Here is a 13,225-nt window from a genome sequence, read left to right on the forward strand (position 1 = left end):
CGCTGGCCAGAAAGGCGATGCGCCGCAAGCCGATGCTCTGATCGAAGACTTACCCGCCGACATCGTGATGGCAGACACCGCATATGACAGTGATCGCCTACGTGCCGCCATCGCCGAGAAAGGCGCAGTGGCGGTGATCCCTAACAATCCTTCCCGCGCCAAGAAACACCCGCTGGACAAGGACCTCTATGCCCAACGCCATCTCATCGAATGCTGCTTCTCCAAGCTCAAGCACTTCCGCAGGGTCGCAACACGCTTCGAGAAAACAGCACGAAACTATCTCGCAGTCGTCACAATCGCAGCTATCGTCCTATGGATCAGGTAACTGTCCACACGACCTAGAGCATTTTCAGGAAAAGTGGAAGCCGGTTTTCCGTCTGAAAATGCGTAAAAACAAAAAGTTAGAGCGGTTCATTGTTTCCGTGAAACAATGAACCGCTCTAAAGAATTTTGCCCGCGGATGAGAAAAGGCCATCGTCTGCGAGGGCCTCTCTCCAATCCCTCTTCAAAACGCAATGAACCTGCAAGGGAGAGACAATGTCGATTTCCAAGGAAGAGTTTTTCAAGCCGGGCAAGCTTTCCAGCGCCGACAAGGCTGAAAACACCAATACCATCGCCCGGCAGATTATCGCTGCCGAGGATGCGCAGCGCGCCTCCAAGACGGAGAAGCTCCGGCTTTTGCGCGAGCAGCGCGAGGCAGACGCGGCACCCGCACCCGCGCGCAAAAAGCGCGGCTGAGGTTTGCCCAAGCGACTGACGGTTACAGCGACATGCGTGTTATCAAACGCATGGCGCTGTAGGCTTTTGTTTATGCGCATTTTCGGACGGAAAACCGGTTTCCGGTTTTCCTCAAAGCGATTTACTGCATAATTCCTTAAATCGGAATCGATTTAAGGTAAAAATTATGCGGCAGATTTAAAGTGTTAGAGCGTCCGCTGCGCCTTCCTCCAGCAAGCCGAAGGCGTAATCGGCGAAGGAGCGCCAGCATTCCAGCCGGAAGGCGTCGTCGGCGTAGCGATAGAGGACGATCTCGATCTTGCCGAACACCGTGCGCGCGCAGGACCCCACGGGGAAGGCCTTTGGCGAAAGATCGAGCGGGCAGGCCGCATTGAGCGCATGGGCCGCCGCCGGACCGGCGATGCTAAAGCCGATATTGCGGTGAGAAACATCTGTGGCGGAGTGGATCGTGCCGGACCCGGCGCAGGCTTCCATCAGCGTGGCGTCATTCTCATCGATCACCAGCCATTCATCCGGTCCAAGCCACAGGGCAAGCCGGTTATCTTTGCTGGCCGAGGTTTTCGGTTGACGGGGAAGGGTAAGGCCGAGGGCTGCCGAGAGGCCGGAAACAGCCTCTTCTCCGGCCCGCAGATTGATGCGGGTTGCCGGTGGGGTCAGCGTGATGCGGGCCTTGGCGGTGCCGCCTTGCCTGCCGTCAAGGGCTGTCTGGCGTTCAGCGCGTGCGATCTCAGCCATTGATGCGGGCTCCTTCCTTGTCATAGAACACCATGTCTGTGACCTCTACGGCAATGGTCTTGCCGGGCATGGGCACATAGAGCGTTTCGCCCATGCGGCTGCGTCCGCCCGCCACCATGGCGATGGCAATCGAACGGCCGAGATTTTCCGACCAGTAGGAGGACGTCACATGGCCCAGCATGGTCATGGGCTTCGGCTGGTTTGGATCGGCCACGATCTGCGCGCCTTCCTCCAGCACCTCATTCGGATCCCGGGTGATGAGGCCGACGAGCTGTTTGCGGCCTTGCCGCGCAAGATCCGGCCGCCTCAACCCGCGAATACCCACGAAATCCGCTTTTTTCTTCGAAACGGCCCAGCCGTAATTGGCATCATCCGGTGTCAGCGTGCCATCGGTATCCTGACCGACGATGATATAGCCCTTTTCGGCGCGCAGCACATGCATGGTTTCCGTGCCATAGAGGCAGGCACCCATGGCTTGCGCCCTCTCCCAGACGGCCTTGAAGACGGCAGGGCCGAAATCGGCGGGCACATTGATCTCATAACCGATTTCGCCGGTAAACGAGACGCGGAACAGCCGTGTCGGCACACCGCAGAACCGCCCCTCGGCCACGCTCATATGCGGGAAGGCCTCATTGGAAATATCGATGCCTTCCACGAAGGGCTGGATGATTTCCCGTGCCTTTGGCCCCTGCACGGCAATCACCGCCCATTGTTCGGTGGTGGAGGTGAGCCATACCTTCAGTTCCGGGAATTCCGTTTGCAGATAGTCTTCCATATGCGCCAGCACACGCGGCGCACCGCCCGTGGTGGTGGTGACGTGGAAACGGTCTTCCGCCAGACGCCCGACCACGCCGTCATCATAGATGAAGCCGTCTTCGCGGGTCATGATGCCGTAGCGGCATTTGCCCGGTTTCAGCGTGTCCCAGGGATTGGTGTAGAGAAGGTTGAGGAACTTCACCGCATCCGGGCCGACAACTTCGATCTTGCCGAGCGTCGAAGCATTGAAAATGCCCGCCACCTCGCGCACCGTGCGGCATTCGCGGTTGACGGCGGCGTGCATATCCTCGCCGGGGCGGGGATAATACCAGGCACGCTTCCAGTTGCCGACATCCTCGAAATCCGCGCCGAGGGCGGTTTCCAGATCATGCATCGGCGTCTTGCGCGTCGGGTCGAAAAGATCGCCGCGCGAGTGGTTGATCAGCGTGCCGAAGGTCACGGGCGTATAGGGCGCGCGGAAAGTGGTGAGGCCCACTTCCGGAATATCCTTGCCCAACATTTCCGCAGCAATCGCCAGACCATGCATGTTGGACAGCTTGCCCTGATCGGATGCCATGCCATTGGTGGTGAAGCGCTTGATATGCTCGATGGAATGCATTCCCTCGCGCACGGCAAGGCGAATATCCTTGGCGCAGACATCGTGCTGGAAATCGATGAAGGCCTTCACGGCATCGTCCGGTCCGGCTCCTTCGGCAGCGCCGATCATGCCGCCGGTCCAGCCATGGGCGTTCTGGCCTGAGGGCTGGCTGTGCGCTTGTCCGGTGGCACCCGCCTCTTGCGCCAAGCGGCTGCCAGCCACATGAGCTTCGGTGAGCAGGGCTTCCATATCGTCCGTGCCGTTGCAGGCGCCGATGCAGACGCCATCCTGCGCATAAATATGCGGCAGGAAGCGCTGGGTGGCGGCGTCGAATTTCAGCTTGCCGCGCGATTGCGAGAAAAGATGCACCGAAGGCGTCCAGCCGGAGGACATGATGAGAGCATCGACCTCGATCTTGCGCTTCGAGCCGCCGCCATTTCTGTCCACGGTGATCGATCTGACGCGCAGGCGGCCAGCCGTATCCACCACGCCGTGGCCGGTCAGCACTTCGATGCCGAGTGCGCGGGCAGCCGCCAGCACGCTGTCGCCCGGCTTTTCGCGGCAATCGACGATGACGGGAATGCTGACGCCTGCCTTTTTAAGATCGATGGCGGCCTCATAGGCGCTGTCATGGGCCGTGTAGACGGCAACCTTTGCCCCGACGGCCACGCCATAATGGTTGAGATAGGTGCGCGCCGCAGAGGCGAGCATGATGCCGGGGCGGTCGTTATTGGCAAAGACCATATGGCGTTCGATGGCGCCTGTTGCCATCACCACCTTTCTGGCCCGCACCTGCCAGAGGCGTTCGCGCGGTGCGCCCTTGAGCGGCTTTGCCAGATGGTCGGTCACACGCTCGGCCAGTGCCACGAAATTGTGGTTGTAATAGCCAAAGGCCGTGGTGCGGGTCAAAAGCGTGACATTGGCCATGGCCTTCAGCGTCTCGGCCGTTGCCTGCGCCCAGTCATAACCGTTTTGGCCGTCAATGAGTGCGCCGCTATCGTGGCGCAAGGCGCCGCCCACGGTCGGGTTTTCATCGACAAGAAAGACGCTGGCGCCTGTTTCAGCCGCGGCCAGCGCTGCCGTCAGACCGGCCACGCCCGCGCCCACCACCATCACGTCGCAATGGGCATAGCGGTTGGCGTAATGGTCGCCGTCGCTCTCATCAGGCGCAACGCCAAGCCCGGCGGCCCGGCGGATCATCGGCTCATAGATCTTGTGCCAGAAGCTCTTCGGCCACATGAAGGTCTTGTAATAGAAACCGGCGGCAAAGATGGGCGAGAGAAGATCGTTGATCGCGCCGAAATCCATGGAGATCGATGGCCAGCGGTTCTGGGTGGAAATCTTCATGCCATCGAACACGTCCTGCACCGTCGCCCGTACATTGGGCTGGCGGCGGGATGGATCGCGGGACACGTCCAGCAATGCGTTCGGCTCTTCGGGGCCCGCGGTCAGGATGCCGCGCGGGCGATGATATTTGAACGAGCGCCCGGCCAGATGAATGCCATTGGCAAGAAGGGCAGAGGCCACGGTGTCGCCTTCAAGCGCCGTCAGGATGCGGCCATCATAGGTGAAACGGGCGGTTCTCGCCGGGGTGAGGCGGCCGAAGCCGGGAATGCGATTGGCGCCGCTCATTCGGCAGCTCCCTTGTTTTGCGAGGGATTGAGAAGGGCATCGAGATCGGGCTTGGGCTCGCCTGCCTTGTAGGACAGCAGGAACCGGTCGCTCACCGTATCGCGCACGGCATTGAAAAAGCGGCCACAGCCATGGATGTGCCGCCAGCGCTCGAAGATGATGCCCTTGGGGTTGTCGCGGAAGAAGAAGTAATCGGCAAATTCCTGGTCGGAAATTTCGGCAATATTCGTCGGGCGGGCGATATGGGCCTCGCCTGCGGCGCGGAACTCAAGTTCCGAGCGCTCTTCATTGCAATAGGGACATTTGATCAGAAACATGGGCTCTCTCCCTATCAATGCGCCACGGCTGCGGCGGCAGCTTCGTCGATCAGGCGGCCGGTGGTGAAGCGATTGAGTGTCAGGCCGCTGGCCAGCGGGTGAGGCTCGCCCTTTGCGATCAGATGGGCAAAGAGATGGGCGGAGCCCGGTGTGGCCTTGAACCCGCCCGTTCCCCAGCCGGCATTGACGAAAAGGTTTTGCACCGGCGTCACGCTCTGGATCGGCGAGCGATCCGGGGTGTTGTCGGTAATGCCGCCCCATTGGCGCATCATCTTCACTCGGCGGAAGATCGGGAAAAGCTCGCAAATGGCATCCAGCGTATGGGTGATGATCTGCAAGCCGCCGGTCTGCGAGAAGGAGTTGTACTGGTCGGTGCCAGCCCCGATCACCAGTTCGCCCTTGTCGGATTGCGAGATATAGGCGTGAACCGTGTTGGACATGACCACGCAGGGAAAGATCGGCTTCAGCGGCTCCGACACCAGCGCCTGCAAGGGGTTGGAATGCAGCGGCAGTCGCACGCCCGCCATGCCCATGACCAGTGAATTATGGCCCGACGCCGAAACGCCGATCTTTTTCGCGCCGATAAAGCCCTTCGAGGTCTCGACGCCGGTCACTTCGCCATTTGGCCCGCGGCGAATGGCGGTGACTTCGCAATTCTGGATGATGTGGACCCCGCGATCGGAGGCGGCGCGCGCATAGCCCCAGGCCACGGCATCGTGACGGGCCGTGCCGCCACGCCGCTGAAGGGCCGCGCCATTGATGGGGTAGCGCGCGGTTTTGGAAATGTCGAGCGGTGGACAGTAGGCCTTGGCCTGTTCCGGCGTCAGCCATTCGTTGTCGATGCCGTAGAGCGAATTGGCATGGACGTGGCGCTTGAAGCTCTGCTGGTCGTGAATATTGTGCGAGAGCATCATCACGCCGCGCGGCGAATACATGACATTGTAATTGAGGTCCTGGCTCAAGCCTTCCCACAGCTTGAGCGAATGTTCGTACATGTCCATGCTCTCTTCATAGAGATAGTTGGAGCGGATGATGGTGGTGTTGCGCCCGGTATTGCCGCCGCCGATCCAGCCCTTTTCGATCACGGCCACATTGGTGATGCCGTGTTCCTTTGCCAGATAATAGGCCGCCCCCAGCCCGTGTCCGCCACCGCCGATGATGATTACATCATAGGATTTCAGTGGTTCCGGCGAGGCCCAGTGGGCGCCCCAGCCCTTGTGGGCGCGCATGGCTTCCCGCGCCACGGCAAAAATCGAATATTTGCGCATCCGCATCCGCTCCTGTCGGTGGCGCCGGCATGGCGCGCCACTTTGATCAATGTTAGCTCTTGCAGAACGACGCCTCGCATGAGCCCTCTTTTGCGACACGAGGCTATCCGTGTTTCGACACCGAAGGAATATCGCAAGTGGTTTTGATTTTTCCAGTCAAACATTTTTCATGCTGCTGGACTTTGCCGGACCCTTCTGTTATGAGCCCTGCCTAATCGCTTGGTCCTTGCGGCCACGCGGATGTTTATTTTTTGGTCCGCCGTCTGCTCGGCTCCGGCGGATATGAACCAACAAACCAAAGGAACGGGATTCGACGTGCAGGTACTTGTCCGCGATAACAACGTTGATCAGGCGCTTCGCGCCCTGAAGAAGAAGATGCAGCGCGAAGGCATCTTCCGTGAAATGAAAATGCGTGACTATTATGAAAAGCCGTCGCAGAAGCGTGCGCGTGAAAAGGCTGAAGCCGTTCGCCGCGTTCGCAAGCTGGCCCGCAAGCGTATGCAGCGCGAAGGCCTGATCGCTGGCCCGGCTCGTCCGGCACGTTGATCCGTCCTGCCGGAAGGGTTTTCCCTTCGGCATGTCGATCCGCGTCAGCGCCATTTCCGGCGCGCGGAGCAGATATGAAGCGGCGGCGACTGGTTCGCAGCCGCTTTTTTCTTGATTGCCTGAGGCGGATGGACGCCCGTTCCGGAGATGGCGGCACGAGCGGTTGGCATGGTGCCCGAGCCCTCATCTGCCCGGTAGGAGTGACAGAAGCCGCTGAGCAGGCCTTGTCTGCGGGCAGCCCTTCCACCTTGGCGCATCGCGATGACAAGCTCTTGCGATAAATTGAGCCTGTGGGGCAGGTTTTGGGCTTGAAAGCAACGTTAGAGAACCTTTAACCTTTTGCAGCGTTTGTGGGCATCGACATAAAGGCGCCCGATTGGCGCCAGCAAGAGACGAGCGGAACGAGAACATGGCCAATAAAGCTGAACAGTCCTTCCAGTCCGGCACGCGGACCGGCATTTTCCGGCAGTCATTGTCCGCGGCGGGCCTTGTGGCTGTTCTGGCGCTTTCCGGTTGCCAGTCCACCAATCAGCCTTCCGACATGATCAGCATCGAGAAGGAGCAGGGGTCGCGGGAAAATATCGACTCGCTCTCCTCCGTTATCGCTGCCAATCCCGGCGACCCGAATGGCTATAACGTCCGTGGATCGGCCTATGGCCGGGCAGGCGAGTTTAACAAGGCGGTCGCCGATTTCAACAGGGCGCTGCAACTCAATCCGAATTTCTATCAGGCCTATGCCAACCGCGCCCTTGTCTATCGCAATATGGGCAAGCCGGTTGAAGCGGCCAATGATTATACGGCAGCCCTCAAGCTCAATCCCAGCTATGACATTGCCTATATCGGCCGTGGCAATATCTACCGGCAGGCGGGGCGCGTGGATGAAGCCTTCCAGGATTTCAACCGCGCCATCGAACTGGATACGACGGATGGCCGCGCCTATCACAATCGCGGCCTGATCTACCAGCTTCGCGGCCAGCACGACAAGGCGATTGAAGATTTCTCCAAGGCCATCTCCCTGTCTCCTTCCGCTCCCGAGCCCTATAACGGCCGTGGCGTAAGCTATATCGCGCTCAACGACGATGAAAACGCCTTTGCCGATTTCAACCATGCCATCGAGCTCAATCCGAAGCTGGCGGAAAGCTGGGCCAATCAGGCACTGGTTTATGAGCGCAAGGGCGATAAGGCCAAGGCGGCAAAATCCTATCAGCACGCTTTCAATCTCGATCCGAAATACCAGCCTGCCCGCGATGGCCTGAACCGCACACGCGGCGGCGCCTGATTTTCGGAAGCGTCCTTCCTGACATATAAAAAGGCCCGGCTGCATCGCAGTCCGGGCCTTATTTATATGCCTGTCAACGGAAGCAGCCTTCGCCCCGGATCATGCCTTGTGGGCCGCGACCTTTGCCTCCAGCACATCCCAGACCCTGGCGGCGACGTCCGGGCCGCCCAGCCGCTTGACCGCACGGATGCCGGTTGGGGCGGTGACGTTGATTTCCGTCAGGCGGCCGTCGATCACGTCGATGCCGACGAGAATAAGGCCTTTTTCGCGCAGTTTCGGCCCAAGCCTTGCGCAGATTTCCCGTTCCTTTTCCGTCAGCTCGGCTTCGCGGGCGGCACCGCCGCGCACCATGTTGGAGCGCAGGTCGCCCTCCTGCGGCACGCGGTTGACGGCGCCTGCGAATTCGCCATCCACCAGCAGAATGCGTTTGTCGCCATGCTTCACATTGGGCAGGAACTGCTGGATGACCCAGGGTTCCTTGAAGGTAGCGGCAAAGAAGTCATAGAGCGAGCCGTAATTCAGATCGTCGGAGGTGATGCGAAACACCGCCGCGCCGCCATGGCCGAACAGCGGTTTCATGACGATGTCGCCATATTCCGCGCGAAACAGATCGATCTCTGCCCGGTCACGGGTAATCAGCGTTGGCGGCATGAGATCGGCGAATTCGGTGACGAACAGCTTTTCGGGCGCGTTGCGCACCTCAGACGGATCGTTCACCACCAGCGTCTTCGGGTGGATTTTTTCCAGAATATGGGTGGCGGCGATATAGGCGAGGTCGAAGGGCGGATCCTGCCGCATCAGGATCACGTCCATCTCAGCCATGTTCATGCGGCGCTTTTCGCCAAGGGTGAAATGATTGCCCTTTTCATCCCGGACTTCCACCGGTTCTACGGCGGCGAAAACCTCGTCGGCGCGCATGGCCAGCCGGTCTGGCGTGTAGTGAAACAGCGCGTGTCCGCGTGCCTGCGCCTCCAGCATCATGGCAAAGGCGCTGTCTCCGGCAATGTTGATGGAAGAAATATGGTCCATCTGGACCGCAACTTTAAGAGCCATATGCTTCTCCTGAACCGGCAGGCAGGCGCCTGCCGCCGTTTGATCGCCCTTGGTCTTAAATCATTTGCGGCCCGGTTGGAAACCGCTTTCCGCAGCCTGCATGTTCACGGCTTCTCAGGCGCCGAAACGGGTCAGCCATTCAGCCGCCAGTGTCAGATCGGTCTGCGAGAGATTGTGGCCCGCCGGCAGAACCTGCTGCTCGACCTTATGACCGACGGTTTCAAGCGCCTGCACCAGTGTTGCGGCATTATCGGCCGGGACGATCGGGTCCATCATGCCGGAAAGCACAAGAACCGGCACGCCCGCCTGCCGTGTGGTGGGCGGCTCGCTGAGCGGCGTCATGGCCCGCAGCAGGATCGCCCCGGAAAGGGCGCCCTCATGCATGAGAAGGAGGGCGGCAGCAATATTGGCGCCGTTGGAAAAGCCCACGGCAATCGGGGCGGCAAGATCGTAGGTTTGCCTTGCCTCGGCAATGAACCCGGCAAGCTCGCCGGCGCGCAATTTCACATCCGCTTCATCGAACACGCCTTCGGCAAGGCGGCGGAAGAAGCGCGGCATTCCGTTTTCCAGCACCTTGCCGCGCGGCGAAAGAAGGGCGGCGCCGGGGCTCAACCGACTTCCCAGCGGCAGAAGATCGCTTTCATCCCCGCCGGTTCCATGCAGCATGAGAAGCGGCTTTCGGGCCGGATCATTGCCAGGGATGAAGCGGTGAATGAAGCCGGTATTCGAGACCGTTGGCGACATGGTTTTCTCCGGGATGCTGCGCAATTGGGGGCTATGCGAAGCGAAGGCCGAATGGGGGCCTTCGCTTCGCCGGGATGGAACGGCCTTGAGGCATTGCATTTGCAATGCTACAGCGCCGTGCGTTTTATCAAACGCACGAAGGACGCTGTAACACTTTAAATCTGCTGCATAATTTTCACCTTAAATCGATTCCGATTTAAGGAATTATGCAGTAGACGAAGGTTTCACGCCAATTCGGGCAGAACCTGCTCGATGCGGGCGCGGTAGGGTTCAAGGCCCTTCGGCAGTTTCAAGGCCGTCCCAAGCTGGTCTGCCGGTTCGTCCACGGCAAAGCCGGGTTCGTCGGTGGCGATTTCGAACAGAACGCCGCCGGGGCTGCGGAAATAGACCGAGCGGAAATAATCGCGGTCCTTCTGCTCGGTGGATGGCAAGCCGTGCTCCTTGCGCAGCTTTTCGGCCATTGCCGCCTGTTCGGCATCATTGGCGGCGCGGAACGCCACGTGATGCACGGAGCCCGCGCCGGGCCGGGCCGGCAGGAACTGGCCTGCCTCACGCAGATCGACAATGCCGCCGATGTCGATGCCGGGGGCCTTGTAGCGTGTCACCGTTCCCTGGGTGCCAAGCTTTTCGAAGCCGAAGACATTGGTGAGAACGGCCGCCGTCGCATCGATGCGCTCCAAAAGCAACGTCACACCCTGAAATCCGCGCAGGGCGTGTTCGGCGGGAATGCCGTCCACCGTCCAGGCTTCTTCCTGCTCTATGCCTTCGAGGCCGACAAGCGAAAGCCGCATCCCGTCGGGGTCGCGGAAGGGCAGCACGGTCTCACCGAAACGCTGCTCCAGATCCTCATGCTCGACACCCTGTTCGACGAAGCGGTGCATCCAGAAGCCGAGCGAGGCCTTGGGCACGCGGTAGACCGTTTCCTGGGTCTCGCCGACGCCAAGACGCCCCGGCGCTGCCTGCTCCCAGGGGAAGAAGGTCATGATCGTGCCGGGACGGCCGGCAGCATCGCCGAAATAGAAATGATAGGTGCCGGGATCGTCGAAGTTGACGGTCTTCTTGACAAAGCGCTGGCCAAGGACGCGGGTGTAGAAATCCAGATTGCGGTTGGCCGGACCTGCAATGGCGGTTACGTGATGAATGCCGTTTGCCATGATGCTTCTCCCTGAGGCGCGGAAAGGGCGCCCTTTCGATGCGGTAGATGTAGGCGCATTTCTTGCGTTTTGCATGGTTTTATGTTTGCATGAATGCAAACTCTATTTTGCAAATTGCCGCTCTCTATTGCTTCAGTGAAAGAAGGTGATCATGTCGAAACGGCTCGCCTGGGATGATCTGCATCTGGTCAAGGCCGTCGCAGATGCGCGCGGCATGGCGGGCGCGGCGGCGGCTCTCGGGGTGGATCATTCCACCGTCTTCCGGCGGCTTGGCGCGCTTGAGGCCGATCTTGGCGCCCAGCTTTTCGAGCGCCGGCGCAGCGGTTACGAATTGACCCCGGCTGGCGAGGAGATGCTGACGCTGGCCGAGCGGATCGATCAGGATGTCAACCGGCTTGAACGGCGTTTGCGCGGCAAGCAGATCGCGCCATCCGGTGAAATCCGCATTGCCACGGCAGACAGCCTGTTGCTGCATCTGCTGATGCCGCTTTTTGCCAGCTTTCGCAGTGCCTGTCCGGAGATCAGACTGGATGTGGTGATCGGCAATCAGGCCCTCAATCTTTCCAGACGCGATGCCGATATTGCCATTCGCGCCACGGATGACCCGCCCGAAACGCTGGTGGGACGGCGCATCGGCGTGATTGCCTGGGCGCTTTACGGGCGGGCTCCAGAGCATGATCCGACCGAAGAGAAACGAGGATCGAAAAGTGCTCCGGAGGAGGCGGGCGTCCCGCCCGAACACGTTTTATCAAGCGCCGACTGGGTGGCGCTTTCGCAGGACATGTCCGCGCTCAAGGTCGTGCGCGATGCAGCACTTGTTCCGCCGGAACGGCTGGTTTACCGCACCAATTCCGTGCTGGCGCTGGCCGAGGCGGTGGAAGCGGGCATGGGGATCGGGCATTTGCCCTGTTTCATTGGCGATACACGCCCTGCCTTGCGGCGATTGCAGCCGCCAAACGCCGATTATGCTGCTCAGCTTTGGCTGTTGACGCATCAGGACATCCGCCATTCGCCGCGCATTCGCGCTTTCATGGATTTCATTGCCGCCGAGCTACAGCCGCTGCGGCCACTGATCGAAGGCGAGGCCGCAGCGTGATGCGGCCTTTGCGAAAACGGGTTCAATTCGTCAGGCGGGTATTGCTGTAGGTGGTTTTCTGGGCAATCTCACCGAAGGCGGTGACAAGTTCCGACATGGAATTGGGCGCGAAATAATTGCTGCTGGAGCTTGCGCAGGCGCTGAGCAGCGATTTGCCGCGATCCGGCGCCATGAAGGCCACCGTGAAGATCTGGATGCCTTCCGTCTTGATGGTGGTGCATTGGCTGCGAACGGCGGTGTCGATGCTGGAATTCCACGAGGATGAGCTGCCGGTCATCTCGCCGTCGCTCATCAGCACGATATAACGGTCGAATTTCGAGACACCTGCACCGGAATGCGCCTTGGCTTCGGTATTGTTCGATGATTTCAGCGCATTATAGGCAACCGTCAGGGCGTCGCGGGCATCGGTTCCGCCGGTGGGATAGGTGGGAAAATTCTGCACGTAGCTATTGGCCGTCGCCGTGCCCCAGGCCATGTCGCTTGCGGTGAAAACCGCGTCGTTATAGGCAACGGCACCCACACGCACCAGTTTCGAGGCTGGGGTGCTGGAGGCGCTGTAGGTGCTGTCGGAGGCATTGAGAATCTGCGCCATATAGGCCACTGCCGTTTTCAGCGAGGTGATCTTGTTGACATAGCAAGGCCTGGTGGCTGCAAGCCTTGGATAAGAGCCCCAATTGCTCTGGGTATAGTTCTGGCAGGATGTGCGGCTGCTGTCCACGGTCTCCGTCACGAAGGACATGGAGCCGGAGCGGTCCAGAACGAGATAAAGCGAGAGGGCGCGCTGATCCACCTCCTTGGCGGAGGATGCCTTGCCATAGGCTTTGATGGTCATGCTTTTCCAGCCCATGAGCGAGGAAAGCGGGTTCATGGCCAGCGTATAACTCCCCGTCATTTCGATGGTATAGGTGGTGGCGTTGCTGGAACTGGTGCTGGTGCTGATCGTGCCCAGCGCGTTGAGGTCCTTGGTCAGTTCCTCGCTGGCGTCATTGTCGTCGCTTTTGATCAGGCCGTTGGCCATTTGCGAGGCGATGAAGGCCTGCGCCTGTTTCAGCGCGTCGTCCTGGCTCATGCCGCGGCTCAAGGCCGAGGCGGCGGCAAGCGCTGCCGCATCGACGGAGTTTTGCAGCACCCCCTTGACCTGCACCACACGGGTGACATCCATGGCAAGCCCGGCAACGCCAGCCGCCACGGGCAGGAGAATGGCCGTCATCAGTCCGAAATTCCCGCTTCTGTCAGCAAGAAGCCGTTGAAAGGCACGAATGGTCGCTGATACGAACCTCATGGTCGCCCACCCCGCAAGCAAGCCCGG

13 protein-coding genes are annotated in these 13,225 nt (G+C 60.1%); 5 read left to right on the forward strand and 8 right to left on the reverse strand.

The genetic code is table 11. The annotated features are described in order from the left end of the window. A partial coding sequence (locus T424_RS0116895; protein WP_027488178.1) for an IS5 family transposase occupies nucleotides 1-325 on the forward strand: 325 nt, incomplete at its 5' end. A 212-nt stretch (nucleotides 326-537) separates the two neighbouring features. After that, nucleotides 538-738 carry a hypothetical protein gene (locus tag T424_RS0116900; protein ID WP_027488775.1) on the forward strand — a complete coding sequence of 67 codons (201 nt, stop codon included), beginning with the start codon at nucleotides 538-540 and terminating at the stop codon, nucleotides 736-738. Between the two features lie 177 nt (nucleotides 739-915). On the opposite strand, the gene T424_RS0116905 is transcribed toward T424_RS0116900, so the two are convergent. From T424_RS0116905 to T424_RS0116920, 4 genes are read right to left on the reverse strand one after another with little or no spacing between them, the layout of a single operon-like run. Then, the gene (locus tag T424_RS0116905) at nucleotides 916-1,473 is read right to left on the reverse strand and encodes a sarcosine oxidase subunit gamma (RefSeq protein ID WP_027488776.1); all 558 of its coding nucleotides are present in this window, start codon (nucleotides 1,471-1,473) and stop codon (nucleotides 916-918) included. Then, the gene (locus tag T424_RS0116910) at nucleotides 1,466-4,459 is read right to left on the reverse strand and encodes a sarcosine oxidase subunit alpha (RefSeq protein ID WP_027488777.1); all 2,994 of its coding nucleotides are present in this window, start codon (nucleotides 4,457-4,459) and stop codon (nucleotides 1,466-1,468) included. Before T424_RS0116910 ends, T424_RS0116905 begins: the two co-directional genes overlap by 8 nt. Beyond that, nucleotides 4,456-4,776, reverse strand: coding sequence for a sarcosine oxidase subunit delta (locus T424_RS0116915; protein ID WP_027488778.1), 321 nt, complete (start codon nucleotides 4,774-4,776; stop codon nucleotides 4,456-4,458). Before T424_RS0116915 ends, T424_RS0116910 begins: the two co-directional genes overlap by 4 nt. A gap of 14 nt (nucleotides 4,777-4,790) precedes the next feature. Beyond that, nucleotides 4,791-6,044, reverse strand: coding sequence for a sarcosine oxidase subunit beta family protein (locus T424_RS0116920; RefSeq protein WP_027488779.1), 1,254 nt, complete (start codon nucleotides 6,042-6,044; stop codon nucleotides 4,791-4,793). Between the two features lie 315 nt (nucleotides 6,045-6,359). Between T424_RS0116920 and rpsU the strand changes: the two genes are divergently transcribed. Next, entirely contained in the window at nucleotides 6,360-6,590 is a 231-nt protein-coding gene (rpsU, locus tag T424_RS0116925) for a 30S ribosomal protein S21 (RefSeq protein WP_027488780.1), read from the forward strand. A gap of 409 nt (nucleotides 6,591-6,999) precedes the next feature. Beyond that, nucleotides 7,000-7,869 (forward strand): tetratricopeptide repeat protein, encoded by an 870-nt coding sequence (locus T424_RS0116935; RefSeq protein WP_027488782.1) that lies wholly within the window; start codon nucleotides 7,000-7,002, stop codon nucleotides 7,867-7,869. Between the two features lie 99 nt (nucleotides 7,870-7,968). On the opposite strand, the gene gshB is transcribed toward T424_RS0116935, so the two are convergent. From gshB to T424_RS0116950, 3 genes are all read right to left on the reverse strand, one after another. Beyond that, nucleotides 7,969-8,922, reverse strand: a complete 954-nt coding sequence (gene gshB / locus T424_RS0116940; RefSeq protein WP_027488783.1) for a glutathione synthase — start codon at nucleotides 8,920-8,922, stop codon at nucleotides 7,969-7,971. Between the two features lie 114 nt (nucleotides 8,923-9,036). Continuing rightward, nucleotides 9,037-9,666, reverse strand: coding sequence for an alpha/beta hydrolase (locus tag T424_RS0116945; RefSeq protein ID WP_027488784.1), 630 nt, complete (start codon nucleotides 9,664-9,666; stop codon nucleotides 9,037-9,039). Nucleotides 9,667-9,890: 224 nt separating this feature from the next. Continuing rightward, on the reverse strand, nucleotides 9,891-10,823 hold the full coding sequence (locus T424_RS0116950; protein WP_154664968.1) for a ring-cleaving dioxygenase: 933 nt from the start codon (nucleotides 10,821-10,823) through the stop codon (nucleotides 9,891-9,893). 148 nt (nucleotides 10,824-10,971) lie between these two features. Here T424_RS0116950 and T424_RS0116955 point away from each other — a divergent pair, with 148 nt between their 5' ends. Continuing rightward, entirely contained in the window at nucleotides 10,972-11,916 is a 945-nt protein-coding gene (locus tag T424_RS0116955) for a LysR family transcriptional regulator (RefSeq protein ID WP_027488786.1), read from the forward strand. 22 nt (nucleotides 11,917-11,938) lie between these two features. Here T424_RS0116955 and T424_RS0116960 read toward each other — a convergent pair whose 3' ends face one another. Next, nucleotides 11,939-13,198, reverse strand: coding sequence for a TadE/TadG family type IV pilus assembly protein (locus T424_RS0116960; RefSeq protein ID WP_037068147.1), 1,260 nt, complete (start codon nucleotides 13,196-13,198; stop codon nucleotides 11,939-11,941). Between the last annotated feature and the right edge of the window lie 27 nt (nucleotides 13,199-13,225).

This window comes from Allorhizobium undicola ORS 992 = ATCC 700741 (genome assembly GCF_000621665.1).
Classification (GTDB): Bacteria; Pseudomonadota; Alphaproteobacteria; order Rhizobiales; family Rhizobiaceae; genus Allorhizobium; species Allorhizobium undicola.

Coding starts and splice junctions, on each gene's coding strand:
- T424_RS0116920 (WP_027488779.1), bottom strand. CDS start 6,044: ATGCGCAAATATTCGATTTTTGCCGTGGCGCGGGAAGCCATGCGCGCC.
- T424_RS0116910 (WP_027488777.1), bottom strand. CDS start 4,459: ATGAGCGGCGCCAATCGCATTCCCGGCTTCGGCCGCCTCACCCCGGCG.
- gshB (WP_027488783.1), bottom strand. CDS start 8,922: ATGGCTCTTAAAGTTGCGGTCCAGATGGACCATATTTCTTCCATCAAC.
- T424_RS0116945 (WP_027488784.1), bottom strand. CDS start 9,666: ATGTCGCCAACGGTCTCGAATACCGGCTTCATTCACCGCTTCATCCCT.
- T424_RS0116935 (WP_027488782.1), top strand. CDS start 7,000: ATGGCCAATAAAGCTGAACAGTCCTTCCAGTCCGGCACGCGGACCGGC.
- T424_RS0116915 (WP_027488778.1), bottom strand. CDS start 4,776: ATGTTTCTGATCAAATGTCCCTATTGCAATGAAGAGCGCTCGGAACTT.
- T424_RS0116955 (WP_027488786.1), top strand. CDS start 10,972: ATGTCGAAACGGCTCGCCTGGGATGATCTGCATCTGGTCAAGGCCGTC.
- T424_RS0116960 (WP_037068147.1), bottom strand. CDS start 13,198: ATGAGGTTCGTATCAGCGACCATTCGTGCCTTTCAACGGCTTCTTGCT.
- T424_RS0116900 (WP_027488775.1), top strand. CDS start 538: ATGTCGATTTCCAAGGAAGAGTTTTTCAAGCCGGGCAAGCTTTCCAGC.
- T424_RS0116905 (WP_027488776.1), bottom strand. CDS start 1,473: ATGGCTGAGATCGCACGCGCTGAACGCCAGACAGCCCTTGACGGCAGG.